We start from the raw sequence: 24,671 nt of genomic DNA on the forward strand, positions 1-24,671 counted from the left end.
TCCCCTCTTCCTCAAGTCAGCGCGTTGAGCGCGCGTTTGACCATCGGTACGGTTTGTCTGATATCCTCGAAGTAGCGCGCAACTGTCTGCTCTATTCGGCGCGCCTCCTCATGACTGGAGCGGACAAACCTGATCTTGCCTCCGGCACGCGCCTGTCCCAACCGCCAGAGATCGGCCTCGATCACACCGGCAATTTTCGGATAACCACCAGCCGTGTTCGCGTCGCTCATCTGGATGATAGGCTCCCCGCCCGGCGGAACCTGTACGACACCGGGGACGACACCATGCGAGCGCATCTCAACGACTTCGGTCGGCTTGATAGGATCGCCGGAAAGGCGGTAGCCAGTGCGGTCACTGCGCGAGGAAATGCGCCAGATCTGGCTCCAGAATGCTTCCGCATCATCGGCAAACAGATGATGTTCACCAGCGGGAATGGCCCGGATCTGTAACACTCCATCGACAATTGGCTCGAAAACATCTGCCATTGCCTGCGATGGCTGGATGACCGCAAGCCCGCTGGCAGGCAAAGGCAAGTGATTGACCTGCGTTCCTATGGAAAGCCTGTCATTTTTCTGGAGCGGTCGTCCTTCCACACCACCGAAATTACCACGCAAGGCCGTGCTGCGAGACCCCATCAAGACAGGCACATCCACCCCGCCAGCCACGGCGAAATAAGCACGGGCAAGACGAGGTGGAGAGCTCAGCTCCAAAACATCACCCTCGTTTGCAAGGTTGGCACACCAGGGTAAAAGCTCCCGGCCATTCAGCAATGGGCGACCATCTGCTCCAGTCACCGCAAACATGGATGGCCCCAGAAACCGAAGCTTGAATGGAAATGTCTGCACCTCGACGGCGGCGAGGTTATCGGCGTTTCCGACAAGAATATTGGCGATTTGCAGGGCCAGCGGATCCATCGCGCCACCAGCCGTAACTCCGATGTTACGGTAGCCCGGGCGACCCAAATCCTGAACAGTGTTGAATGGGCCTGTTTCGATGATCTCGATCACAACTCAATCCTTGCTGGAACAAAGTGAACCGTGTCACCCGGTGCAAGAAGCGCAGGAGTAGCGGCGGAGGGATCAAACATTTGCAAATCCGCATAACCGATCGAGTTCCAGCCATTGGGACCTGTCAGCATGGCGACGCCTGTCTGCATGCCACCGATTGTCACACACCCTCTTTCCATCTTGATCGATGGCACAGTTTTTCGTGGCATGTATATGCGTGCATCCAAGCCGTGCAGATAGCCGAAACCCGGCGCACTGCCGAGTGCGAACACACGATAGGTTGCTTCATGATGAATACGTACTACATCCCGGTCGCTCAGACCCGAAAAGTCACACAGCGCGGCAAGATCCGTGGCGTATTCCCCGCCATAATTAACGGGTATCTCGACCGTCTTTCCTGCCAGATCCACGCTGGAAGCGTTGTCCCACGCGTTCAGCAGACGATCCGCCACTGCCTCAGGGCTTTCCGGAGTTTCTTTGAAAATGGTCAGCAGGTTGGTCATTCCGGGAATGACCTCTGCAACATCCGGCCAGGCACCCGCTATCTGAGACAGAGCCCAGATCCAGCGTTGTGCAGCTAGATCGAACTCACCCGGCGCTTCCAGAAGGATGGATCGCGATCCGATAAACGATACGCGCGCCTGTCCTTTGGCTGGGTGGACCTGCATGGCCTGCGTGGTGAGGATGCTTGAAGTCGCAATCATCGTTGAAGCTCGATTTCGAAGAGAGGATCACCGTAGCCGACAAGATCGTCCTGCTTTACAAGCGGATTGAGCAGCAGTCCTGCGCACTTGGCGATCACAGGGACGAGAACAAGCCCTATTCGAACAGAACCAACGACCTCATTCGAGGCCACTTGCCTCGGGAATGGCCTGTCGTCGATTGTGTTTGGGGTCTGGAACTGGCCAGCCGTCGGCGCTTTCACCATGGCTTTACGGGCACTTCCTGTCCCCACTTTTGCGTCTACAGCGGATGATGCTCCCATCTTGCCGGAAGTTGGAATGAAAAGCCGAAGCTGCTTGTCAGCTGTTTTGATCTCCAGTCCTTCTACGCCAGCCGCCGTCAGCATGTCGGTCAGCACTGCAAGGGTGGCTGTGTCCGTGAGGTCAAGCTTGCTCATGGCGCGCTCCATGATTTGAGCCAATGCTCCAGAAAGTGGATATCGGTCTCGCCCTCAACGAAGGCAGCCTCCTCAAAGAGCGCCCGCAAAAGTGGGAGGTTCGTGGAGATGCCTTCCAGACGGGTCTCCGCAAGCGCTACCCTCATTTTGGCAATTGCCTCGGCTCTTGTCGGTGCATGCACGATCAACTTGGCGATCAGCGAGTCGTAGTAGGGAGAAACTTTGTATCCCTCATAAATATGAGTATCGACCCGCACACCATCACTATGCGGCCAGACGGTATCCGCTACGACGCCAGCAGAAGGCAGGAATGTGTGTGGATCCTCTGCATTGATGCGACACTCAAAAGAATGTCCTTCACACAGGACCGCATCCTGATCGAATGCCAGTTTCTGCCCCAAGGCGACTTTGATCTGCGATTGAACAATGTCGACACCGCTGGTCATTTCCGTAACCGGGTGTTCAACCTGCAATCTCGTGTTCATTTCGATGAAGTAGAAATTTCCTTCCTCGAACAGAAATTCGAATGTGCCGACACCGCGATATCCGATTTGTTTGCAGGCGTTTACGCATGCCAGACCGACGGGACCGATCACGTCCAAAGAAATTCCGGGCGCCGGAGCCTCCTCGATGACCTTCTGATGGCGTCTTTGCATGGAACAATCGCGATGGCCAAGCCAGACGGCGTTACCATGTGTGTCGCACAAGATCTGAATTTCAACGTGCCGCGGATGTTGAAGAAACTTCTCGATGTAAAGCTCAGCGTTGCCGAAGGCCTGACGCGCCTCTTCTCGCGTCAGCGCGGCGGCTTCACGTACGTCGGCCCGGTCATAAATGACCCTCATGCCGCGCCCGCCGCCGCCGCCGGCAGCTTTGATGATCACAGGGAAGCCGATCTCATCGGCAATTCGTGTGATTTCATCAGCATCTTCAGGTAGCGCAGTGTCAGGACCTGGTACACAAGGCACACCAGCGGCGATCATCGCACGTTTCGCCGCGATTTTATCGCCCATTGTCGAGATAGACTGGGCGCTCGGCCCGATGAAGGCGAGCCCGGCCCGTTCAACTGCGGCTGCAAACGCAGAATTCTCGGACAAGAAGCCGTATCCGGGATGAACCGCGCCGGCACCGGTCAGCCTGGCAGCAAGCAAAAGCGCATCCTGATTGAGATAGCTCTTTCCAGCATTTGCGGGTCCGACGCATAGAAACGTGTCGACGGCATCACCATAAGATGCTGCCTTATCTGCTTCAGAGCAGATACCGACAGTCCGCAGTCCCAGTTCATGACAGGCGCGCTGGATGCGCGCGGCGATTTCACCGCGGTTTGCTATCAAAACCGTGTCGAAGCCCGGCGCGGGAAGGTCGAAATTCGTTTCCATCATCCGATCTCCGCGAGAAGAGCGTTGGCGTCCACTTCGCCGCCATCGACGTCAGTAAGAAACGAGATTCGGCCAGCGCTGGGGGCAGGAACCTTGTTAAAAACCTTCATTGCTTCGATGATGAAAAGCGTCTGCCCTTCCTGAACCAGATCGCCCAGCTTAACGAATGGCTCAGCGCCCGGTGCAGAAGCGCGATGCAGAACACCGAAGATGGGCGAATGCACTTTCACTGCCGAAGAGCTGACGGATTTTGCCCGTTCTTCAGGCTGGACAACCTCATCCACGGGCAACCGATGGACCTGAGAAGGCTCATTGACTGATTTGATGATTCGAACCGTTACGTCTTTTTCCGTCACCGAAAGTTCGTTCACGTTGGAACGCCCTACGAAATCGATCAGCGTTTTTATCTTCGGCAAGTTCATAAGAATACCTGACAATGTGCAAGCCGCTAACGAGACATGTAGAAGAAGGCATGACGCGTTCGGCACGCCGTTTTGTAGCATGAGCGCTATCACAATGGGGTCAGAAGAACTTTTGATGGCCCTAAAGGGATGGCTCTAAAAATCTGCACGTTACCGCGACAAAAGCGATCGTACTTAAGCTCTTGAAGGGATTTGAACCGCCGAAAACCTGATTAAGTGATTTTTGACCTGATCAAGCTGCTGGATACGGAATCGAACGAGCAACCTCTTAACAGAAACCAACCCTAAACCGGAGAACTCGTGCCGGAAGACCAGTAGATTGGTGGTGTCTAGGCCTTCGCATTGTACCTTCGACATACCGCGAAATGAGGGACGTGCGTGAGGGCTTTTCCTCATGCGCGCTACGAGATTTCAAACAATCATGCGGCTCGCACCTCATGATTGTTTGATTATTGCCAGCGATGGCATACCGCAAATTTCACATTCAGGGATAGGCTGTAGATCCATCCGGTTTGTTGGTGACTTTGCGTTGCCAATGGATGTAGTCGTCCGTCAGCAAAGCTTTTTCGTCAATCTCGATCCCCCACCCTGGGCGGTCGGGCCGTAACTCCATGTGTCCGTCTACCGGCATGTAAGGATCAAGTGCCCAAGGCGCGTGGACATGCGGCTTGAACTCCAGGATCTGGAAATTAGGTTGGGCTGCGCAGAAATGGATATTGACTGCGGTTGCCAGCGGACCCATCGGATTGTGCGGTGCGACGGTGACATAATGCGCTTCAGCAAGCGTTGCGATTCGTCGCATTTCACAGACACCTCCCACAACGCAGATGTCTGGTTGGATGATATCGGCACCCTGTGCCGACAGCAGCGACAGGAATTCGAAGCGGTTGTAGAGAGACTCACCTGTGGCGAGCGGCACGTTGACCTTCGACTTCAATTCTCGCCATGCTGGAATGTGCTCAGGGCGAATAGGCTCCTCGTAGAAAAGCGGGTCGTTCGGGGCGATCGCCGCGGCCAGCTGAACGGCCTTGTAAGGTTCGAAAATCTTGGCATGCGCGTCGAAGGCAAATTCGAAATGCGAGGGGGTGATCTCGCGGATTCTGCCAAACCAGTCGCCGGTCTCCTTGACCAATTCGCCCCACCGGCCCGTATGCAGATCACGGCGATACGGGCTGAGCTTGAACGCCGTGTAACCGTAGTCTTCGTTGAGCTTCAGCGTCTGATCGAGCGCGTGTTCTGCATCCGGCGCAGTATAGACGCCACAGTAGACGCGGACGCGGTCACGGACGCTGCCACCCAACAACATGTATACCGGCAGACCCGCTGCCTTGCCAGCGATGTCCCACAACGCATGGTCGATCGCGGAAATTGCGGCAAGGCCCAGAGCTCCGGGAGGAAACCGGCATTGTTGATTGAGCTTGAGGACGAGATATTCGACACGGCGCGGATCTTCGCCTTCGATCTGGTGAAACAAGTAGTCGAGAAGTGGTGGCAGCGACCAGTCAGGGCCATGATTGTAACATTCGCCCCAGCCGCTGATGCCCTCGCTCGTCTCGATCTTAAGAAGCAGTCGCGGCCGCTCGTCCACGCGCTGCATGTAGGTCTTGATGCCAGTGATATGCACTAAAAATTCTCCCTCAAGCACCGTTTGCGTCGGAGCGAACGCGGTCCACGACTTCGCGCAGGATCTCACGCTCAGCGACGTTCAGTTCGACCACGCCTGGTACGCGCACAGGGCCGACGTCTGTCCCGAGCATGCCGAGCGCCTCCTTGACGACGGTGACGTTGGCACCATTATTGTATTTCGTGCGCAACGCTTCGAACTGAGCAATTCCATCGATCAGTCCGCGCGCCGCAGCATAATCTCCTGACTCGAGAGCCGTATGGATAGCGTGCGAACGCTCGGGAAATACGTTGACGAGCCCCGAGGTGAACCCGCGTGCGCCCATAGCGTAAAATGCCGGTGCCCAACCTTCGGCAAGTCCGCAAACCCAGATCGCCGGTGCGTCATGGGTCGCGCGGATCACTTCGGCCAAAAGCATAAGATTGGGCGAGGCGAATTTGATACCGGCAATATTGGGGTGTAGCGCCAGTTTGCGGAAATCATCTATGGAGAAACCGTCGCTGCGCACGTAGGCAATAACTGGAATCGTGCAAAATTCCGCCAGCTCGAGAAAATAGGCCGCCTGATAAGCCGGTCCGGCAAAGGGATCCATGGGATGATGCCCCATGATCGCGTCGGCACCCGCGGCGATGGCGTCGCGTGCCAGCGCCTTTGCATCGGTCAGCGACCGGCCGACGGCCGCACTGACAAGAGCATTGCCGTCGGCAGCCTTTATCGTCGTATTGTGCACAAGACGGATCTCGTCCATCGTGAGCGTAAAAAACTCACCGGTATTGCCGGCCGCCATGAGGTTGTGGACCTTAGCTGCGGCAAGTCTTTTGATTAGCCATTCCAGCTTCTGTACATCAATCGAGCCGTCGCTCGCGTATGGTGTCACGGGAACGCCTGATATCCCGGAAAGGGCCATTCTTACAGCCTGTAGTTTGTCAGTCACGCTCACTATCCTTCTTTTTTCCAAATACGATGGACAGGTAAGTTTGGCCCGAACGCACGACATGGTCGCGCATTGAGCGCTCCGCCCTGTCCGCATCCCCGGCGACGATTGCGTCGGTGATGGCGACATGCTCCTCGAGCGCCTTCTGGCGCTCCGACGGATCGAGGTGAATGACGCGACGGATGCTCGCATCATAAAATTGCTGACGTTCGATCAGCTTTGATAGATAGCTGCACCGCGAACTCCTATGGATAAGATCGTGGAAGGTCTCGTTGAGCGCGATCAGACCGTCGGCGTCGCCCGATGTCGTTGCCTCTCGCATCAGATTGGCGGTCGCCACGAGTTCGATCCCCCCCTTCTTGTCGATCCGCTTTGCAGCCAGATGGGCAATCATCGATTCCAGCGCAGCGCGCGCGAGGATCATTTCCTCTGCCCAACTGCTTGCAAACCGAATAATCACGCCGCGCCGCGGCAGGGCTTCAACCAACCCTTCGGTCTCCAACTGCCGAAGGGCTTCCTTGATGGGCGTCGTACTGACTCCGAACTGTTCAGCAAGGCTTCGCTCGTTGACTTTTTCGCCAGTTGCAAAACGACCGGAAATTATGGCTGCACGCATCATCCGATGGACGTGATCCCGCACGGTCACATTGAAGCTGGCGTCGATCTTTTCAAATCCCGCGCCACCGGCGGGTGTGTCCGAGCGATTAATCATTTTCCAAAATCCGTTGACGTGCCGAAGTTAATATGAGATCTGGTATATCAGATTTGATGTCCTTGTCGATAACAAATTTCTAGAAACGAGGTTGAGGAGCCTTGGGAGAAAACCATGTTGAAACGTAATTTTGTTGCCATCGTAAGCTCTGCGATGATCGCATCCTGCGGCATTCCTGCATTCGCAAAAACCCCATCGGATCAACTTGTCATCGCCATCATGATGACGACGATGCGCGGTCTTGATCCGCATGAGATCAACCAGCTCGAGGCTGCCGAGGTCGTCGCCAATCTCTATGATCGGCTTATCGAGCTGCCGGCCGACAACATTACAGTACCAAAGCCGTCGCTTGCGGAAAGCTGGACGGTGTCTGAAGATGGGAAGACATTCACCTTCAAGATCCGGCAGGGAGTGCGGTTTCACTCCGGCAATCCGCTGACCGCGAAAGATGTTGAGTGGTCTCTGCATCGGCTAGTGAAACTGGGGCTAGCACCGTCGACCGACCTTCGCCAATGGGGGTTTTCGGCAAAAAATGTCGATGCTTTGATCCGTGCGACGGATGGCCAAACGCTCGTGCTGCAGACACCGGAGGTCTGGAACCCCAACCTCATTCTCTATTCTCTGGCCAGTTTCTCAACCTCGATCGTCGATAGCGCCTTTCTGGCAAGCAGGGAAAAAAACGGTGACTGGGCGCGCAACTACCTCCAGACCCAGGACGCGGGCTCAGGCCCGTATTCCCTGACCACTTGGCGCTCCAATCAACTTCTGATCGCCGATGCATTTAAGGACTACTGGAAAGGCATGCCTGCCATGCGGCGGGTGTTCATGAGCCATATCCCTGAATCTTCAGCGCAGCGGCTTCAGATCGATGCCGGTGACGTAGACGTCGCGACGCGATTATCGTCGACGGACCTTTCAGGGCTTGAAGCTGACGGCAAAGTGTCGGTCCAGAAGGTACCCGGATTTGGCTTTTACTATCTGGCTTTGAACCAGAAGGACGAGATTCTTTCCAACCCGAAGGTTCGCGAGGCTTTTCGCTATCTCATTGATTACGACGGCCTCAGCAGGACCGTCATGAAATACTACGGCACCAAGCAGCAATCGATCATCCCGGCTGGCCTGCCGGGCGCAAGGAGTGACAATCCTTACAAACTGGACATCGACAAGGCAAAACAACTACTCACCGAAGCGGGCTATCCCAACGGCTTTTCAAAAGTCTATTTCGCCCAACCCGGAACGCCGGAATCCGAAGTCGGAATATCGCTTCAGAACAATGCCGCCAAGGCTGGGATCAAACTCGATCTGCAGATCGGTGACCAGATCGGAAAATTCAGGTCACGCCAATTCGAGTTGTTTTCATCACGCACTGGCGATCGTCTTCCCGACCCGCATGCGGTTCTTCAATCTTATGCCACGAATGCCGACAATTCAGATGCGGCGAAACTCGCCGGGCTCGTCGCGTGGCGCACCGCCTGGGACGTCCCAAAAGACATGCAGGACATGGTAATTGCGGCTGCACACGAGATCGATCCGGAAAAGCGCAAAGAATTGTATGTACGGATTAACGACGCCTATCTGCGCGCCTCACCAGCTCTTGTCACGTCATTCCAACGTACCGATCCCAAAGCCGTCCGCATGGAAGTGAAAGGTTACGTCGGACATCCGACATGGCTGACACGCTGGGACACCGTTTCCAAGAGCGAATGATCTGCGAACCAAGGACAGTGCAATGAGTTTTTCACAGACCACATCTACTCCAGTTCCGAGCCATTCGCTTTTCAAGGCAGCACGCAAAGTCGCCACTTCGGCGATCGTGATCTTGACGACATTGCTCGGTCTGCTCGTCATTACCTTCGTCGTCGGACGCATGGTGCCTGCCGATCCCGTGATCGCTGCCATTGGCGATCAAGCGGACCAGGCGACATATGACCGCGTCTACAAGGAAATGGGCCTTGACCGACCGATATACGTGCAGTTCGCGAACTATCTCGGCAATGCCGTACAGCTCGATTTTGGTCAGTCGAATATCACCAAGCAGCCCGTGGTTAACGATCTTGCCCGAGTGTTTCCCGCCACGCTAGAACTGGCGACACTTGCGACATTGATCGGCGCGGGTCTTGGTGTTCCGCTCGGCGTGATCGCTGCGGTCCGCAAGGGAACATGGGTCGACCATGTTGCCCGCGTCGTGGGACTGCTCGGATATTCGACGCCCATCTTCTGGCTCGGCACGATTGTCATCCTGCTGTTTTATGCGCAACTTGGCGTTATCCCGCCCGGTGGCCGGATCTATGTTTATAACGAGGGTATTGTCGAGGCGCGGACGAATTCCGTACTGATCGACAGCCTGTTGGGGGGGCATTGGGATGTGTTCTGGAGCGCGCTGCACCACCTCATCGCACCGGCCCTGATCCTTGGTTACGCGGCGATGGCCTATCTCAGCCGCATGACACGCAGCTTCATGCTGGAACAGCTTCACCAGGAATATATCCTCACGGCCCGCGCCAAGGGTCTTGGCAAACGACCGATTATCTGGCGGCACGCCTTCCGCAACATCCGTGTGCAGCTTCTGACCGTCGTCGCACTCGCCTATTGCGGCTTGCTCGACGGAACCGTGCTGATCGAGACCGTGTTCGCATGGCCGGGGCTCGGACAATACCTGACCTCCGCCCTGTTTTTTGCTGACATGAATGCTGTCCTCGGAAGCGTGTTCTTGATCGGGCTGATTTCGATCGCCATCAACTTCCTATCAGACATCGCCTATCGCTTTATTGATCCAAGGACCCGGTGAGACCATGACAAAATCAGGAACGTTCTCAAATCTCCACACCTGGCTGATCAATGAGGAATTCAGCTCCTCGCGCCAGGCCCGCCTACACAACATCTATATCGCCTGGCTTAGCTTGGTTGCTAATCCGCTTGCTCTGGCAGGGTTCGTCGTTATCATCTTCCTAATCATCATGGCATCGCTGGCACCTTTCATGCCGCTTCAGGATCCAATCGCTCAGGACTTCATGAAGGCACTGCAGGCTCCGTCTGCGGCGCACTGGTTCGGCACCGACGAATTTGGGCGCGACGTTTTCGCACGGCTCGTCTATGGCGGTCGTACCACGCTTTACATCGCCATTCTCGTGACCGTGATCGTCGGGCCAATCGGTTTCGCGATCGGTGCGACCGCTGGCTATCTCGGTGGCTGGGTGGATGTCGTGCTGATGCGCATTACCGACATCTTCCTCTCTTTTCCAAGTCTCGTTCTCGCACTTGCATTCTCTGCAGCGCTTGGTCCTGGCATTGAGAATGCGGTGATCGCCATCGCTCTGACGGTCTGGCCGCCAATTGCCCGCCTTGCCCGCGCAGAGACCCTGACGTTTCGCCATGCGGACTTCGTTGTTGCGGCAGAATTGCAGGGCGCCAGCATGGCCCGCATCCTGCTGCGTCATATCGTGCCTCTCTGCGCGCCATCGGTTATTGTACGGTTAACACTTAATATGTCGAGCATCATCCTTACCGCCGCAGGGCTGGGCTTCCTGGGTCTCGGCGCGCAGCCACCGCTGCCGGAATGGGGCTCGATGGCCGCTTCCGGTCGCCAGTATCTGCTGGATGCCTGGTGGCTGACGACTGTTCCGGGGATTGCCATCCTCGTTGTTAGTCTCGCCTTCAATCTGCTCGGCGACGGGCTGCGTGACATCATGGATCCCCGCAATGCATAAATCCACAGATACCATCCTGACCGTCGAGAAGATGTCGGTCGAATTTCCATCGCTTTCAGGTGCCGTCAGGGCTGTCCAGGATGTCTCCTTCACGGTCGGTCGCGAGAAAATCGGCATTATTGGCGAATCCGGATCTGGCAAGAGCACGACAGGCCGCGCCATTATGCGACTGCAACCACCGAATGCCTCGGTCAATGCCGATCGCCTCCAGTTTGAGGATATTGACTTACTTCGCGCCACCGAAAACGAGATGCTGTCGATCCGCGGTCGCCGCATCGCGATGATCCTTCAGGATCCGAAATATTCGCTCAATCCGGTCATGAGCATCGGCGAGCAGATATCCGAAACGGTAATCCTGCACGAACGAACCTCGAAAAAGGAAGCCCGCGAACGTACGCTTTCCATGCTGGAACGTGTTCAGATCCGTGATCCGCAGCGTGTCTTTGATCGCTATCCGCATGAAGTCTCTGGCGGCATGGGACAGCGCATCATGATCTCCATGATGCTGATCGCCTCCCCTTCCCTGATCATTGCCGACGAACCGACCTCAGCGCTTGACGTCACGGTTCGCCAGCAGGTGCTGTCGATCCTGGATGATCTCGTAACGGAGAGAAACATAGGTCTGATTTTCATCTCGCATGACCTCAATCTTGTCCGAAGCTTCTGCGATAGAGTGATCATCATGTATGCGGGCCGTATCGTGGAAACGATCGCCGCCGCCGATTTGGATCAGGCCAAACACCCTTACACCCGTGGCCTTCTCAACGCATTGCCGAGCCTCGACCATCCACGTGACAGGCTGGAAGTGCTGCGTCGCGATCCCGCCTGGCTGGAGAACTGACATGCCTATGATCAGAATTGACCATCTCGCCGTATCGTATGGCAGCGGCGACACCCTCGTCAAAGTGGTGAAGGACGTTTCGTTCGAGGTCGCAAAAGGCGAGACTTTCGGACTGGTCGGCGAGAGCGGCTGCGGAAAATCCACCGTGCTCGGTGCGATCGCGGGTCGCAACAAACAGTGGACGGGTATCATAGAGATCGATGGAGAGACGATCACCCAAAAGCGAACCCACGGACAGCTTGCCAAGCAGCAACTGGTTTTCCAGGATCCGTTCGGTTCGATCCACCCGCGGCACACGATTGGTCGCACCTTGCTCGAGCCACTGGAAATCCACGGCAAGGACCGACGTCAAGACCGCATCGAAAAGGTCCTGACAGATGTCGGCCTACCGCTCAATTTCCGCTACCGATATCCGCACCAATTGTCGGGAGGACAACGTCAACGCGTCGCGATTGCCCGCGCATTGATCCTCGAACCGAGTATCCTGCTTCTCGACGAGCCGACTTCCGCGCTCGACGTCTCGATACAGGCGGAAATCCTCAACTTGCTCAAGGATCTGAGGGAGCGTGAAAACCTCACCTATATCCTCGTCAGCCACGACCTCGCGGTCGTTGCCCATCTGTGCGACCGGGTTGCAGTGATGCAAAGCGGCGGCTTCGTCGAGATTGCCACAAGGCAGCAGTTGCTAGAAAATACGGTGCAGCATCCTTACACCCGCACGCTGATGGATGGCAGTCGCGGCTATGTAGCTCGATCCAGACAGCGAGAGGCGACTGCCGGTTTCACCGCAGCTCCGCGGACATGAATGGCGCTTCCGTCTGATCGTCGTCCAGAATGCAAAATGGCGCTGGGCTCAACCTTTGCATACATGGAAAGGCTGATCTGAAAAGAGGTCAGCTGGTTTTAAACAGGCGCTACATGCGTCAATGGCGATTAGAGTGAGACTATGATCCAGAACCCTATCTTGCCCGGTTTCCACCCGGATCCCTCGATTTGCCGGGTTGGGAACGACTACTACATAGCCGTCTCGACATTCGAATGGTATCCAGGCGTCCAGATCTATCATTCAACCGATCTTCGCGACTGGCGACTGGTGAAAAGGCCGCTCGACCGAGCCGAGCAACTGGATCTCCGCGGGGCGCCGGATTCTTGTGGCGTCTGGGCGCCGTGCCTCACCCACGCAGATGGTCGCTTCTGGTTGATCTACACAGACGTCAAGCGCAAGAGTGGCTCATTCAAGGACTGCCATAATTACCTGGTAACGTCGGAAACCATCGACGGTCCATGGTCGACGCCTACCTATCTGAATTCCTCCGGCTTCGATCCCTCGCTGTTCCATGACGAAGATGGCCGCAAATGGCTGTTGAACCTCACCTGGGACTACCGGGCCCGGCCCTCGAAGTTCGGCGGTATATTACTGCAGGAGTACAACCATGAGCAGGGTCGACTGATCGGTCCGATCAGCAATATTTTCGCCGGCTCGCCACATGGTCTCGCAGAAGGCCCTCACCTTTACAGACGTGATGGGCGGTATCATCTTCTGGTCGCCGAAGGCGGCACCGGTATGCGACATGCCGTGACAATGGCGCGCTCAGGTGAGATTGCGGGTCCATACGAGCTTCACCCAGACACCCATGTCGTCACCAGCCGGTTCCACCCCGATGCCAACCTCCAGCGGGCGGGTCATGGCGATCTGGTGGAAACGCCGGATGGCGACACCTATCTCGTTCATCTTTGCAGTCGACCGCTTCCAGGTATAGGCCGTTCGGTGCTGGGGCGCGAGACCGCGATACAGAAATGCATATGGGGCGACGATGGCTGGTTACGGCTGCAAGGCGAACCCTTCGCTCCGCAGGATATGGTTTCGATGTCCAGCAACACGCAGCCGAAGTCGTTGTCCGAGAATGCACGTTACACGTTCGATCTGCAGACCGGCCTTGCGGACGCATTTCAATGGCTTCGGACACCCAATCCGGACCGACTGTTTTCGCTCACGGCGCGACCAGCCTATTTGCGCCTGTTCGGGCGTGAATCTGTCGGCTCTTGGTACGAGCAGTCACTTGTCGCACGGCGCCAGACGCATTTTGACTTCGATGCCGAAACCGAAGTTGACGCTGATCCACAGAGCTATCATCAGATGGCAGGACTGATTGCCTACTACAACAGCTTTGCCTACTATTATCTGTGCCTAACTCATGACGAAAACGTCGACCGCAAGCTTCAGATCCTATATTGCAATGGTGCCTGGCCTGTAGGCAAAACGACACTCCCTCTTGATGATGCTGTTGCCGTACCGCCCGGGCCCGTCAAAATGAGGATCGAAGTCCGGGGAGCCCTAGCGCGCTTCTTTTATTGGAAAAACGATGCCTGGATACGGATCGGACCGCTGCTGGACCATTCCGCTCTTTCTGATGAAGGAGGAGAAGGTGAACATGCCAATTTCACCGGTGCATTCGTAGGAATGGCGGCCAATGACACCAGTGGACAAGCTATGTGCGCAGATTTTTCATATTTTACATATGCTTGTGGCTGTTACACGCCTTGACGGACTAGGCCCACGGACGCTGCGATGTCGTGCGCGGCATTGACAAATCACCTCGCGCCGAAACTGTGTTGAGCATGTAGGTAATCGTTTCGGAACACGCTTTCACCTCAGAAACCGTGCGAAAACCTTCAATTCTCTTTCTTATCCGAGGCGAACTTGCCTCGCGATGAGGTCTCGGCATATTGCTCGTCACCTCAGCCGGATATGGGATGAACTCGCTCAATCGGCACAGGGTGGTTTTCGAGTTTGCGCGCCGTCGCCGGTTTTTATGGAGAACGAACAATCTCGACCCAATTTGCGCCCTTGCCAACCCGGTATCGCCCAACGTTTTTCAGGGATCCGTCTTTCTGGTCAATGCCATAAACGGAAAGCTGTTCCGACTTCTCACCGGATGCGATCAGGAACCGCCCTGTCGGATCGATGCGAAAGCCACGCGGCTGCTTTTCGGTTTCGATGGAGCCCACACGCGTCAGTGCGCCGGTCTTCAGAGACACGGTGAAGATCGCAATCGTGCTTGTGGAGCGCTCCGACGCATAGAGAAACCGTCCATCCGGCGTGATACCGATATCAGCAGCCCAGATCTTTGCTGGAGGCGCGGCAGCGACAGCGGCGGGCGCCGTTACTGGTTTTGACGGCGCATTGAATGCAGGCGGCACCGGAGGCGCGACGCCCTTTTCGAGACCGGCATCCGGCGGGAGAATTGCCACGACGCCTTTTTCTGTCAGTGTCCCGTTTGCTTCGAGTGCGTAGTGGATGACTTCACCGCTGAGTTCGGTGATGACATAGACCGACTTGTTGTCGGGTGAAACAATGATGTGACGTGGACCCTGTCCAGCCCCTGTTGCGACACTCGCGGGAGAATTGGGCTCTAACAAACCAGTTTCGGCGTTTAGAATATATTGCAGGATCACATCGGAACCAAGGTTGGACGCGAATACATATTTCCCGGTTTTATCGCTGACAATCGAGTGAGCGTTGCGGCCGGTCAGGATGACTTGCTTGGCACCGTCCTTAACGAGGCCATCAGCGCCCACCGGCAAGGATGCTATCTTGTTGCCGCCATAAGACGTGAAGAACAAAAGACGACCTAATTTTTCAACCGACACATAGGGCATACTATCGGGAAGCGCGGCCGTAGCTTTTTCTGTCAAGCCACCCGTTTTGGGGTCGATTTCGTACGAAAGCACGCGGTACGGCTGCGAACGAACAACCGCGTAAAGATGCTTGCCGTCGGGACTTACGGTCATTGGCATAACAGAGGCACCGGCCTTGACATTCGCCTCTGGCGTCAGGGCACCTGTTTCCTCGTTCATGCTGTAGGTATTGATCTGACCATCGGTTGCGGCAGACACGTAAACCATTGTTTTCGCGAACAATGTCGTCGTCGTAAACATAGCACCTGCGAAAGCCAGGCAGGCTGCAGCTATCAGCATAACTTTTTGCATTTGCATCACTCCTCCATTTTTTCGAATGCTCCGCCGACGACGAAATTACCGCCGGGATAAGGGACGACTGGCACATCCAGCTCCCGCACTAGATCGATAACGTCCTGCCGCATGCCGTTCCCGTTTGCGGTCGGATGCTCGGGCTCATAGATGCCCGTGTAGACGGCGCGACCGAGATGTTCGAGAATGACCCATAAAGACGGCCATCGACGGTACTAATCGCATAGGTGTTATGCACTGTTCCTGTTGCGCGCATGCTCGCCTCCGTATTTGTGATGAGCGTAAGGACGTTAGATTTTCTTTTTTCTATCGGCGACGGTCCGTCAGCATTTTCTGGAATGCGCGGTAACTCTCCTTGGGCAAACGATCCAATGTCGCGGGGTCCATGCCTACAATGCCGAATTTGGGCTCATAGCCTTCGGCCCATTCGAAATTGTCGATCAGGGTCCATGCTATATGGCCACGTACGTCTGCCCCTTGGGCCTGCGCATCGCGTATCGCGCCAAAATGCTTGTCGAAGAAGGCAATACGTTTGCGCTCGTTTGTTTCCGACATGCCGTTTTCCGTCACATAGATCGGGAGACCCGGATAGTCCTTGGAGGCGCGCACAAGAAACTCGGTCAGCGCCTGCGGGTAAATTTCCCAACCCACATTGCTCTTTTCCAAATCACCGCGGGATTGTGTGAACGGGAAAACCGGCACGCGATCATCATGTTTGTAGAGCGAACGCGTATAATAATTAATGCCGATCCAGTCGAGAGACGGGCTCATCGCCTTCATATCATCCTGCCAGTTGGCGGGCAGATAGGGCTCCAGAATTTTCGTCACACGCTCCGGATAAGTGCCCTTAACCGCACCATCCAGGAAGAAACGGTTAAAAATATCGTCACCCAGAGCCGCCGCTTCGATGTCTTGCGGACTTTGGTTGAACGGCTCAGCCTTTTCCATATTCACGACGATGCCAAGTTTGTCTTTAATGCCTTCATCGCGCATGGCCGTGATGCCAAGACCGTGGGCGAGCAAAACATGGTGCATCGCTCTGGCGGTCGCCCGCACGTCGCGATAGCCTGGCGCATGAATGCCAAGAAAATGGCTTAAAACAGTGATGCACCACGGTTCATTGAACGTCGCGATACTTTCCAGCCTGTTGCCGAAATGGCGGCTGACCTGCCCGGCATAGTCGGCAAAAGCCTTGGTTGTATCGCGGTTCATCCATCCACCGTGATCCTGCAATGCGCTGGGCAAATCCCAGTGATACAGCGTGGCGAAGGGCTTGATTCCGCGTTCCAGCATGCCATCGATCAGGCGGTCATAAAAATCAAACCCGGCGCGGTTGAGCGCACCCGTTCCTTCTGGAATGAGCCGAGACCAAGCAAAGGAAAAGCGGTATGCATCAAATCCGCCATCCCGGATTAGATCGAGGTCTTCTGCCCAGCGATTATAGTGATTACAGGCGATTGTTCCGTTATCCGCGTTTTTGATATTTCCGGGTGTTGCCGAAAATGTATCCCAGATCGAAGAGCCGCGTCCGTCTGTCTGTCCGCCCTCAATCTGATGGGCAGCCATTGCAACGCCAAAAACAAAGTCTGGTCCAAAATCGGCACGTTTGTGTGAGAACATTGCGTCATTCCTGAAGGCCAAGTGCGGCCGGATCTATGTTGATTGTCACGCTCGGAGCGCGCCATACACAGCGCTCCAAGCGATTTCTTCCCACACAGGGTTATGGGTGCGGGATTCAGCTCGACTTAGGCCCCGTAGGCATCGAGCGCTTGAAGCAGAGCCGCTGTGTAACCATAGCAATAAGCAAAGGCGACACCTTGTGGATCACGACCAGAGATGGCGGGTACGTGGTCCGGCATGATCATGTATTTGTAACCCACCTCACGATAGACCTTCAGCGACCGGGCCATATCCATGTCGCCTTCATCGGGAAAGGTTTCCATGAACGACAGCTTCTTGCCGCGAATGTTGCGGAAATGAAGATTAAAAATTTTGTTCCGGTTGCCGAACCAGCGAATGACGTCATCGATCTCTTCACGGGGATTATCGAGCATTTCACCGACCGTTCCCTGGCAGAAATTCAGTCCGTGATAGGCGCTTTCTCGCATCGTGACGAATTTCTTTAGCCCATCCACGGTCCCAAGGACCCGGGTTACGCCCTTATAACCCGGGGGCGTGTAGGGATCGTGAGGATGGCAGGCTAGGCGAACCCGGCTTGCTTCCGCGACAGGCACGACTCGCTCAAGGAAATAGTCGATCCGTTCCCAGTTTTCATCTTCTGAAAGAATGCCAGCTTGACCGGGCGCCGCGTTCTGGTCGGTCTTGTCCCATCGGAAGGATGCATTCTTAGAGCCGCCTCTTCCCAACTCATCGGGGGTGCGGGGAATTCCAATAAGGTTGAGATTGTACTTGGCTGCGGGAATACCCGCTTCGGAAAGGTTTTCAATAAGTTTGCAGATCGCATCGATCTGTCGATCGCGGTGTGGACCGGCCAGCAAAATATCTGGGTATGTGGCGGTTTCGATTGGGCTTGAAGGCAACGGAAGCTGGATCATATCCAGCGTGAGACCAAAGCTTTCTACTTTTTCGCGCAAACGTTTTAGATCGTCGAGACCCCAACTGTCTAATGGGCCGTCTGGGTCCGCGCAAATGTTATTAACTCCAAGCTGCGACCAAATCCGATAATCATCATCATCGCGAGCAGCTAGCTGCGTCCCAACATACATGTCATTCCTCCTGGTTGGCTTAAAGAGATAATACCTCTTTTGTCCCTTGTCGAGGTTCAAAAATTTTGAGTGTCGGGGACTTCTCCCATAGGCAGGTCCCGCCTTATTGTTGCAATCCAGCACTGGTTTCCGCATGGCGCTGCGGACCTATCAAAACATGCTGGCTTGTTGTTGAAAACACGAACATTTTTATAAATACCTAATGTTACCTTGGGTTTATAAAGAGATACTGAATTTTCCCTTTGATTGCATCGCCATTTTAGGGAGCTGTCGTTTGACGTATCGCAAAGCGTAAAGTCAATGTCGAATGCATGCAAACGCGACTTGCGCGCCGAGCAATATTGGGGTTCACTTCGGTTTGAAGATGCGGCTTATAACTTTAGACATCATATCAGATAACAGGTAGAGCTCACAAATATAACGCAATCATCGTATGACTTGCCCGACGCCGAAACGGTTTATCTTGGAGGAGAAACCCATGAATGTAGTTTGTTCAAATCGTGTTTTTGCAGCAGCGCTTGTAGTCGCGCTTGCCAGTTCCACGGCGGCCGTTGCAGCAACCCCAAACAATCAGTTGGTTATCGGAACCTCACTGGCGCAAGTGCTCTCACTTGACCCGCAGCAAGGCACCGAAGTGAAGACACAGGAAATATTGGCAAACACCTACGACCGGCTTGTCTTCGCCGATCAAACGGACGGCAACAAAATCAAACCACAACTTGCGGAAAGCTGGCAGGTTGACGACAAAGGCATCACCTTCAAGCTGAAGGACGCAAAATTCTCGTCTGGCAATCCGGTAACATCCAAGGACGTCCTGTTTTCCATCGTCCGGCTTTTGAAACTCGATCAATCTGCAGCAACCAATTACAAGACGGCTGGATATACCGCTGCCAACATTGAAAGCCTTGTCTCAGCCCCCGACGAAAAGACGTTTCGGATCGAGCTGACCGACAAAGTTATCCCTGAAGCGCTCCTTTACCGTCTCGCCATGGGTGTATCCTCCGTCGTTGACAGCGTGGAAGTTCAAAAGCACATCACCAACAACGATTACGGCAATGAGTGGCTCCGCACCAAGACCGCGGGCTCAGGTCCTTACGTCCTGCGTCGCTGGACACCCAATGACATCGTTCTTTTGGAAGCAAATGACGATTATCGCGACGGGAAACCGACCATGCGTCGTATCATCATGCGCCACGTTCCCGAAAGTCAGGCAGCCCGTTTGATGCTTGAGCGCGGCGATATCGATATCGCGAGCGCCCTGACCGCAGCGGATGTCAAAACGTTCGAAACCAACACAAGTTTTGTTATCGATAAGGTCAAGACGGGTGGCTACTACGTCCTGGCTATGAATGCGGGCACAGAGCCTTTTTCCAAGCCAGGGGTGCGTGAAGCGATTGCATACGGCATCGATTATAAAGGCATAGCGGATACGATCCTGGGGTCATACGGCCGCGTCCGCAACGTTCCAGTGCCAGAGGACTGGGCAGGTGCCATTGCCAACCCCGACTGGTCTTTTCAGCCCGAAAAAGCCAAGAAACTTCTGGCAGATGCCGGATACCCGGATGGCTTCACGGTGACGCTTAAAACCATTTCGCAAACGCCCCGGGTGGATATGGCCACGGCAATTCAGGCCAATCTTGCCGACATCGGCATCAAGGTAAATATCCAGCAAGGCAATGGCGCCGACATCGTCGCCGCGCATCGCGCGCGCAATTTCGATCTGCTTATTCCTCAGACCGGTTCGTTCATGCCGACTGCACTGGGTTCCCTGGATAACTTTGCGTCTAACCCCAACAACTCCAAAGAAGCCAACAACGCTGGCAATTTTGTCTGGCGCTCTGCCTGGGACATTCCTGAGCTGAATGCGCTACGCGAGCAGGCAAACAGCGAAAGGGATGACGCCAAGCGCATGGAGCTCATCAAACAGATTCAAGAAAAGTTCCTTGAACTCAAACCTGCTGTGTTGCCGATGTTTGAACGGTTCGAACCCATCGTCTTGAGCAATCGATTGAAGGGTTACAGCGGCCATCCATGGTCTTTGACCCGCATTGAAGGCGTTACGAAATCCGACGCTCCATAACCAGGCCATTGCGCACATGAAAGAATTTACACTCATAGAGCTTGCTAGACGGATCGGGCATCTGCTTTTGAGCCTGTTCGTTCTACTCGTCGTCACCTTCGTGATCGGTCGCATCTTGCCGACTGATCCTGTTGGTGCGATCGTTGGCGAACTGGCGGATCCCACGGCCTATCAGGCGATGCGGGAGCGGTTGGGTCTGGATCTACCGCTTTATCATCAGTTCTGGTTGTACATGACCTCCCTGTTTCAAGGAGATCTCGGGACAGCGATCCTGACAGGCAACCCTGTCACTGAAGATCTCAAGAATGCGTTTCCAGCAACCTTGGAACTCGCAACTTTGGCGGTTGTCATATCGACGCTGCTAGGTGTCCCGCTAGGTATGACGGCAGCTTTCTTTCGCGATAGCTGGTTCGACAAATTTACGCGGGTCATCTCGCTCGTTGGCCATTCTATTCCAGTTTTCTGGTTCGGCATCGTGGGTTTAGTGATTTTTTATGCAGGCCTTCAATGGGCTGGCAGTCCGGGACGCGTGGATGTCTACCTGGAAGGCCTTGTCGAGCCCAAAACCGGCCTGCTTTTGATCGACAGTCTCATGGCTGGCGACACGGAGGTGTTCTGGAACGCAGTTCACCATATTATTCTCCCCGCGTGTATTCTTGCGTATTCGGCGATGGCGTACATCACTCGCATGACACGCAGCTTCACTCTGGAGCAGTTAAATCAGGACTATGTCGTGGCCGCACGGGCCAAAGGCGCATCCAGTATGCGCATCGTAACGCGCCATCTTTTGCCGAACATCGCCGTGCAGCTCATAACCGTTTTGGCGATTTCCTATGGCGGCTTGCTTGAAGGTGCGGTTGTGACAGAGATCGTATTTTCATGGCCCGGCATCGGTCAATACATGACAAACGCCTTGATGAACGGTGACATGAACGCCGTTTTGGCAGGGACGCTTATCATTGGATTGATCTTCATGATGCTGAATTTCCTTTCCGATCTGGCATATCTGGTTTTCGATCCCCGCACGAGAGAGGCCACGACATGAACACGAGTCAAACCCTGGCAGCCCGCCCCCAAGCATCGGGTGCTCTTGGCCGGGCCACTGGCAGCTTCAAAAGCTTTTTCAAAAAGCTGGCCGATGAACCTCTGGGCATGTTCGGTTTTGCCGTTCTGCTTTTGCTGGTCATCGTCGCCATTCTTGCCCCGTGGATTGCGCCTTACAGTGCGACCTCGCAAAATCTTTCGCAGGCGCTACAACCGCCGAGTTTCGCCCATTGGGCTGGAACAGATGAGTTCGGACGCGATATTCTTTCGCGCCTTATCTATGGTACTCGCATCACCATCCAAACGGTCCTCGCCGTCTCGCTAATCGTCGGCCCTATTGGCCTTTTAATTGGCATTGTGGCTGGCTTCGTCGGGGGACGAACCGATGCATTCTTGATGAGAGCGACAGACATTGTCCTTAGCTTTCCCTCATTGATCCTCGCACTGGCCTTTGCCGCAGCCCTTGGCGCAGGCCTCAACACCGCCATTATCGCCATTTCTTTGACGGGATGGCCGCCGATCGCGCGATTGGCTCGCGCTGAAACCTTGATTGTACGCAACACGGATTATGTGGCTGCTGCCAGACTTTACGGGGCCTCAGGTACCAGACTACTGCTGCTGTACATCGCACCGATGTGCATTCCGTCTGTTGTCGTGCGGCTAACTCTCAGCATGGCGGGCGTCATTCTTACGGCGGCAGCGCTTGGTTTCCTTGGTTTGGGAGCACAACCCCCGGAACCCGAGTGGGGTGCGATGATCTCCAACGGACGCAAATTCATGCTCGATAACTGGTGGGTTGCCGTCATGCCAGGCATCGCCATTCTCGTCACCAGCCTAGCGTTCAACCTTGTTGGAGATACGCTTCGCGATATTTTGGATCCACGCCATGCTCGATAGTCAACCCATTCTCAAAGTCAGGGATTTATCGGTCCGTTTCGGGAGGGCAGAAGTTCCGGCCGTGCGAAATGTGAGCTTTGATCTCGGCGCAGAACGGGTCGGCATTGTTGGTGAATCTGGCTCCGGTAAATCTACGCTCGGGCGCGCGATCATGCGGCTTTTGCCGCCCTCTGCCCGCGTTGACGCCACAATGCTCGATTTCGAAGCTGGGCCACTTCTCAGCCGTAGTGAAAAAGCAATGCGCGGCCTTCGTGGCAACCGCCTCGCACTGATTATGCAGGATCCGCGTTACTCCCTTAACCCAGTCATCAAAGTCGGCAAGCAGGTCGCGGAGGCTGCTCTTCTGCACCAGAAGATTGGCAAGAAACGCGCTTTTGAACTTGCCGCTGAAATGCTCGGAAAAGTCCGTATCGCAGATGTTGAACGCACTATGGAGCTGTACCCGCACCAGATTTCCGGTGGTATGGGTCAACGGGTCATGATTGCAATGATGCTGCTGGCCAAGCCGCGTCTTGTCATCGCCGATGAGCCAACATCGGCGTTGGATGTCAGCGTCAGAGGCGATGTCCTGAGGCTTCTCGACGAACTTGTGCGGGAAAATAATTCGGCACTTCTGCTCATCAGCCACGACATTCGCATGGTCGCATCCTTTTGCGAAAAAATTCTCGTCATGTATCAGGGACAGGTTATCGAAACGCTCAGCAGCGTTGACGAAGCGAAGCATCCCTACACGCGTGGGCTGATTGCCGCCATGCCAGATCCCAAACATCCTGTTTCCCGCTTACAGGTTCTGGATCGCCAAGCCATAAATGCAGCAGGGAGCCTGTCATGATTGAGGTTAAGGACCTGTCGGTGTCTTTCGCTCAGGGCAAAGCTCGCAAGCAAGTTGTTAAATCGGTGTCCTTCTCCGTAAAGAAGGGCGAGACATTGGGCATCGTTGGAGAATCGGGCTGCGGAAAATCCACTGTACTTCGCTCTTTAGCGGGGTTGGACCGTCACTGGCAGGGAACGATCTCCCTTGCGGGAACGCCAGTCGATCGGGAACGTAGCAAGGAACAATTACTGCTGGCACAGATGGTTTTCCAAGACCCCTACGGCTCCATTCATCCGCGTCACCGGATTGAAAGGGTTTTGGCAGAACCCATTCGCGCCATGAAAAAGGGCGCTGGCTGGGACAGAGTTGCAGGTGCATTGGAGCAGGTTGGCCTGCCAACCAGCTTCTCCGAGCGCTTTCCACATCAGCTTTCTGGAGGGCAGCGCCAGCGTGTCGCGATTGCCAGGGCTTTGATGTTGGAACCTGCGATTTTGCTTTTGGATGAGCCGACGTCTGCGCTTGATGTTTCAGTACAGGCAGAAGTTCTCAATCTTCTGTGCGACTTGAGGGATCAGCGAACATTGACCTATGTGCTCGTCAGCCACGATCTTTCCGTGATCGCCCACATGTGCGACCGCGTGCTGGTGATGAAGGATGGTGCTTTCGTGGATGAATTGACGAAAGAGGACCTCCAACGTGGCGTAACACATAACGATTATTCGCAGATGCTCTTTGAGGAGTCAGTAAACGGGTTGAGAAGAAAGTACGCCGTCGCAGATAATGCCTCCTGACCCTCCCCGGCCCTTCGTCGGTGTTTGGATATAGATTACCGCTGCCGAACAGATTTTGGACTGTTGAACGTGATCTAAACACTTCATGCGACGTTGGTTGGGCATGGTAGCGAGTGTGTATAAACTAATTTTGAAAGCACTTCGCCCCGTGATCAGCTACCATTGTGGGGAGCGATGGACCGTGAACTGTCAACGTTAGCACGAAACTTACTCGAAAGGCGGTCGCAAGATTGTCTTTTAGACCATTATGGCAAAAGTCCCTTCGGGTCCGGCAACCGCATCCTTCGTTTCAAAACGACCGTGATCTCGGCGTCAAAAAACGGCTGTTAGAACAGTGAGGCCGTCGAGCCGAACGCAATACAAACATAGCTCGACGGATCAAGGGGCCGGGTTAGGGACGCCGGTGTCATTCCTTTACCACCTAAAGATTACCAAAGCTTTGACTACGGTTACACCACCAAAATTCACAAGACGTAAGGAGCGACCGTGGATCTTGTCTGCGTCAAGCCGTCCTCGACAATCGATAGTCATCCTACCTACGTTCCTATGACCCTTGATCATGATTAGGCACTGGTCTAAGCCA

At 54.9% G+C, this 24,671-nt stretch carries 22 protein-coding genes and 1 pseudogene; 11 read left to right on the plus strand and 12 right to left on the minus strand.

Annotation, left to right across the window (positions count from 1 at the left end; translation table 11 throughout):
• Window positions 1–11: 11 nt before the first annotated feature.
• The 8 genes from JZX89_RS15050 to JZX89_RS15085 all read right to left on the minus strand — a co-directional run bounded on the left by JZX89_RS15050 (window position 12) and on the right by JZX89_RS15085 (window position 7,198).
• A complete protein-coding gene (locus tag JZX89_RS15050; RefSeq protein WP_207134535.1) occupies window positions 12–1,007 on the minus strand; it encodes a 5-oxoprolinase subunit C family protein in 996 nt (331 codons plus the stop codon).
• Window positions 1,004–1,711: a 5-oxoprolinase subunit PxpB gene (gene pxpB, locus JZX89_RS15055; protein ID WP_207134536.1), complete on the minus strand. Its 708-nt coding sequence runs from the start codon at window positions 1,709–1,711 to the stop codon at window positions 1,004–1,006. Before pxpB ends, JZX89_RS15050 begins: the two co-directional genes overlap by 4 nt.
• A complete protein-coding gene (locus JZX89_RS15060) occupies window positions 1,708–2,127 on the minus strand; it encodes an acetyl-CoA carboxylase (protein WP_207134537.1) in 420 nt (139 codons plus the stop codon). The genes pxpB and JZX89_RS15060 overlap by 4 nt, the downstream gene beginning before the upstream one ends.
• Window positions 2,124–3,509 (minus strand): acetyl-CoA carboxylase biotin carboxylase subunit, encoded by a 1,386-nt coding sequence (locus JZX89_RS15065; RefSeq protein WP_207134538.1) that lies wholly within the window; start codon window positions 3,507–3,509, stop codon window positions 2,124–2,126. The genes JZX89_RS15060 and JZX89_RS15065 overlap by 4 nt, the downstream gene beginning before the upstream one ends.
• Window positions 3,506–3,928 carry an acetyl-CoA carboxylase biotin carboxyl carrier protein gene (locus JZX89_RS15070; RefSeq protein ID WP_207134539.1) on the minus strand — a complete coding sequence of 141 codons (423 nt, stop codon included), beginning with the start codon at window positions 3,926–3,928 and terminating at the stop codon, window positions 3,506–3,508. The genes JZX89_RS15065 and JZX89_RS15070 overlap by 4 nt, the downstream gene beginning before the upstream one ends.
• 484 nt (window positions 3,929–4,412) lie before the next feature.
• Window positions 4,413–5,552: a mandelate racemase/muconate lactonizing enzyme family protein gene (locus JZX89_RS15075; RefSeq protein WP_207134540.1), complete on the minus strand. Its 1,140-nt coding sequence runs from the start codon at window positions 5,550–5,552 to the stop codon at window positions 4,413–4,415.
• 13 nt (window positions 5,553–5,565) lie between these two features.
• Entirely contained in the window at window positions 5,566–6,459 is an 894-nt protein-coding gene (locus JZX89_RS15080; RefSeq protein ID WP_246746723.1) for a dihydrodipicolinate synthase family protein, read from the minus strand.
• A gap of 19 nt (window positions 6,460–6,478) precedes the next feature.
• Window positions 6,479–7,198, minus strand: a complete 720-nt coding sequence (locus JZX89_RS15085) for a GntR family transcriptional regulator (protein WP_207134542.1) — start codon at window positions 7,196–7,198, stop codon at window positions 6,479–6,481.
• A gap of 219 nt (window positions 7,199–7,417) precedes the next feature.
• Between JZX89_RS15085 and JZX89_RS15090 the strand changes: the two genes are divergently transcribed.
• The 6 genes from JZX89_RS15090 to JZX89_RS15115 all read left to right on the plus strand — a co-directional run bounded on the left by JZX89_RS15090 (window position 7,418) and on the right by JZX89_RS15115 (window position 14,291).
• The gene (locus JZX89_RS15090) at window positions 7,418–8,905 is read left to right on the plus strand and encodes an ABC transporter substrate-binding protein (protein ID WP_246746724.1); all 1,488 of its coding nucleotides are present in this window, start codon (window positions 7,418–7,420) and stop codon (window positions 8,903–8,905) included.
• Between the two features lie 22 nt (window positions 8,906–8,927).
• Entirely contained in the window at window positions 8,928–9,986 is a 1,059-nt protein-coding gene (locus tag JZX89_RS15095; RefSeq protein WP_207134544.1) for an ABC transporter permease, read from the plus strand.
• Between the two features lie 4 nt (window positions 9,987–9,990).
• Window positions 9,991–10,905: an ABC transporter permease gene (locus JZX89_RS15100; RefSeq protein WP_207134545.1), complete on the plus strand. Its 915-nt coding sequence runs from the start codon at window positions 9,991–9,993 to the stop codon at window positions 10,903–10,905.
• Window positions 10,898–11,746 (plus strand): ABC transporter ATP-binding protein, encoded by an 849-nt coding sequence (locus JZX89_RS15105; RefSeq protein ID WP_207134546.1) that lies wholly within the window; start codon window positions 10,898–10,900, stop codon window positions 11,744–11,746. Before JZX89_RS15100 ends, JZX89_RS15105 begins: the two co-directional genes overlap by 8 nt.
• Before the next feature lies 1 nt (window position 11,747).
• Window positions 11,748–12,551, plus strand: a complete 804-nt coding sequence (locus JZX89_RS15110; RefSeq protein ID WP_207134547.1) for an ABC transporter ATP-binding protein — start codon at window positions 11,748–11,750, stop codon at window positions 12,549–12,551.
• Window positions 12,552–12,692: 141 nt separating this feature from the next.
• On the plus strand, window positions 12,693–14,291 hold the full coding sequence (locus JZX89_RS15115; protein ID WP_207134548.1) for a glycoside hydrolase family 43 protein: 1,599 nt from the start codon (window positions 12,693–12,695) through the stop codon (window positions 14,289–14,291).
• Between the two features lie 266 nt (window positions 14,292–14,557).
• Here JZX89_RS15115 and JZX89_RS15120 read toward each other — a convergent pair whose 3' ends face one another.
• From JZX89_RS15120 to JZX89_RS15135, 4 genes and pseudogenes are all read right to left on the minus strand, one after another.
• A complete protein-coding gene (locus JZX89_RS15120; RefSeq protein ID WP_207134549.1) occupies window positions 14,558–15,736 on the minus strand; it encodes a lactonase family protein in 1,179 nt (392 codons plus the stop codon).
• A gap of 38 nt (window positions 15,737–15,774) precedes the next feature.
• Window positions 15,775–15,992 (minus strand): annotated as a pseudogene (locus JZX89_RS15125) (alpha-N-arabinofuranosidase); the annotation flags it as partial.
• Between the two features lie 50 nt (window positions 15,993–16,042).
• Window positions 16,043–17,356 (minus strand): GH1 family beta-glucosidase, encoded by a 1,314-nt coding sequence (locus tag JZX89_RS15130; protein WP_207134550.1) that lies wholly within the window; start codon window positions 17,354–17,356, stop codon window positions 16,043–16,045.
• A gap of 125 nt (window positions 17,357–17,481) precedes the next feature.
• Complete coding sequence (locus JZX89_RS15135) at window positions 17,482–18,462, minus strand: mannonate dehydratase (RefSeq protein WP_207134551.1); 981 nt, start codon at window positions 18,460–18,462, stop codon at window positions 17,482–17,484.
• Window positions 18,463–18,940: 478 nt separating this feature from the next.
• On the opposite strand from JZX89_RS15135, the gene JZX89_RS15140 reads away from it, so the two are divergent.
• Genes JZX89_RS15140 through JZX89_RS15160 form a run of 5 tightly spaced genes read left to right on the plus strand, consistent with a single transcriptional unit; the run spans window position 18,941 to window position 24,088 of the window.
• The gene (locus tag JZX89_RS15140; protein WP_207134552.1) at window positions 18,941–20,542 is read left to right on the plus strand and encodes an ABC transporter substrate-binding protein; all 1,602 of its coding nucleotides are present in this window, start codon (window positions 18,941–18,943) and stop codon (window positions 20,540–20,542) included.
• 16 nt (window positions 20,543–20,558) lie between these two features.
• Window positions 20,559–21,587 carry an ABC transporter permease gene (locus JZX89_RS15145; RefSeq protein ID WP_042615803.1) on the plus strand — a complete coding sequence of 343 codons (1,029 nt, stop codon included), beginning with the start codon at window positions 20,559–20,561 and terminating at the stop codon, window positions 21,585–21,587.
• Window positions 21,588–21,601: 14 nt separating this feature from the next.
• Window positions 21,602–22,483, plus strand: coding sequence for an ABC transporter permease (locus JZX89_RS15150; protein ID WP_369809559.1), 882 nt, complete (start codon window positions 21,602–21,604; stop codon window positions 22,481–22,483).
• Entirely contained in the window at window positions 22,473–23,315 is an 843-nt protein-coding gene (locus JZX89_RS15155) for an ABC transporter ATP-binding protein (RefSeq protein ID WP_207134554.1), read from the plus strand. The genes JZX89_RS15150 and JZX89_RS15155 overlap by 11 nt, the downstream gene beginning before the upstream one ends.
• Window positions 23,312–24,088 carry an ABC transporter ATP-binding protein gene (locus tag JZX89_RS15160; protein ID WP_207134555.1) on the plus strand — a complete coding sequence of 259 codons (777 nt, stop codon included), beginning with the start codon at window positions 23,312–23,314 and terminating at the stop codon, window positions 24,086–24,088. The genes JZX89_RS15155 and JZX89_RS15160 overlap by 4 nt, the downstream gene beginning before the upstream one ends.
• Window positions 24,089–24,671: the final 583 nt, after the last annotated feature.

This window comes from Agrobacterium burrii (genome assembly GCF_017313405.1).
GTDB classification, from domain to species: Bacteria; Pseudomonadota; Alphaproteobacteria; order Rhizobiales; family Rhizobiaceae; genus Agrobacterium; species Agrobacterium burrii.

What these genes read in the sequence shown, in the direction of transcription:
- JZX89_RS15120 (WP_207134549.1), bottom strand. Translation starts at nt 15,736, where the DNA reads ATGCAAAAAGTTATGCTGATAGCTGCAGCCTGCCTGGCTTTCGCAGGT.
- JZX89_RS15070 (WP_207134539.1), bottom strand. Translation starts at nt 3,928, where the DNA reads ATGAACTTGCCGAAGATAAAAACGCTGATCGATTTCGTAGGGCGTTCC.
- JZX89_RS15090 (WP_246746724.1), top strand. Translation starts at nt 7,418, where the DNA reads ATGATGACGACGATGCGCGGTCTTGATCCGCATGAGATCAACCAGCTC.
- JZX89_RS15135 (WP_207134551.1), bottom strand. Translation starts at nt 18,462, where the DNA reads ATGTATGTTGGGACGCAGCTAGCTGCTCGCGATGATGATGATTATCGG.
- JZX89_RS15110 (WP_207134547.1), top strand. Translation starts at nt 11,748, where the DNA reads ATGCCTATGATCAGAATTGACCATCTCGCCGTATCGTATGGCAGCGGC.
- JZX89_RS15160 (WP_207134555.1), top strand. Translation starts at nt 23,312, where the DNA reads ATGATTGAGGTTAAGGACCTGTCGGTGTCTTTCGCTCAGGGCAAAGCT.
- JZX89_RS15140 (WP_207134552.1), top strand. Translation starts at nt 18,941, where the DNA reads ATGAATGTAGTTTGTTCAAATCGTGTTTTTGCAGCAGCGCTTGTAGTC.
- JZX89_RS15105 (WP_207134546.1), top strand. Translation starts at nt 10,898, where the DNA reads ATGCATAAATCCACAGATACCATCCTGACCGTCGAGAAGATGTCGGTC.
- JZX89_RS15155 (WP_207134554.1), top strand. Translation starts at nt 22,473, where the DNA reads ATGCTCGATAGTCAACCCATTCTCAAAGTCAGGGATTTATCGGTCCGT.
- JZX89_RS15085 (WP_207134542.1), bottom strand. Translation starts at nt 7,198, where the DNA reads ATGATTAATCGCTCGGACACACCCGCCGGTGGCGCGGGATTTGAAAAG.
- JZX89_RS15065 (WP_207134538.1), bottom strand. Translation starts at nt 3,509, where the DNA reads ATGATGGAAACGAATTTCGACCTTCCCGCGCCGGGCTTCGACACGGTT.
- JZX89_RS15095 (WP_207134544.1), top strand. Translation starts at nt 8,928, where the DNA reads ATGAGTTTTTCACAGACCACATCTACTCCAGTTCCGAGCCATTCGCTT.
- pxpB (WP_207134536.1), bottom strand. Translation starts at nt 1,711, where the DNA reads ATGATTGCGACTTCAAGCATCCTCACCACGCAGGCCATGCAGGTCCAC.
- JZX89_RS15080 (WP_246746723.1), bottom strand. Translation starts at nt 6,459, where the DNA reads ATGGCCCTTTCCGGGATATCAGGCGTTCCCGTGACACCATACGCGAGC.
- JZX89_RS15060 (WP_207134537.1), bottom strand. Translation starts at nt 2,127, where the DNA reads ATGAGCAAGCTTGACCTCACGGACACAGCCACCCTTGCAGTGCTGACC.
- JZX89_RS15130 (WP_207134550.1), bottom strand. Translation starts at nt 17,356, where the DNA reads ATGTTCTCACACAAACGTGCCGATTTTGGACCAGACTTTGTTTTTGGC.
- JZX89_RS15115 (WP_207134548.1), top strand. Translation starts at nt 12,693, where the DNA reads ATGATCCAGAACCCTATCTTGCCCGGTTTCCACCCGGATCCCTCGATT.
- JZX89_RS15100 (WP_207134545.1), top strand. Translation starts at nt 9,991, where the DNA reads ATGACAAAATCAGGAACGTTCTCAAATCTCCACACCTGGCTGATCAAT.
- JZX89_RS15145 (WP_042615803.1), top strand. Translation starts at nt 20,559, where the DNA reads ATGAAAGAATTTACACTCATAGAGCTTGCTAGACGGATCGGGCATCTG.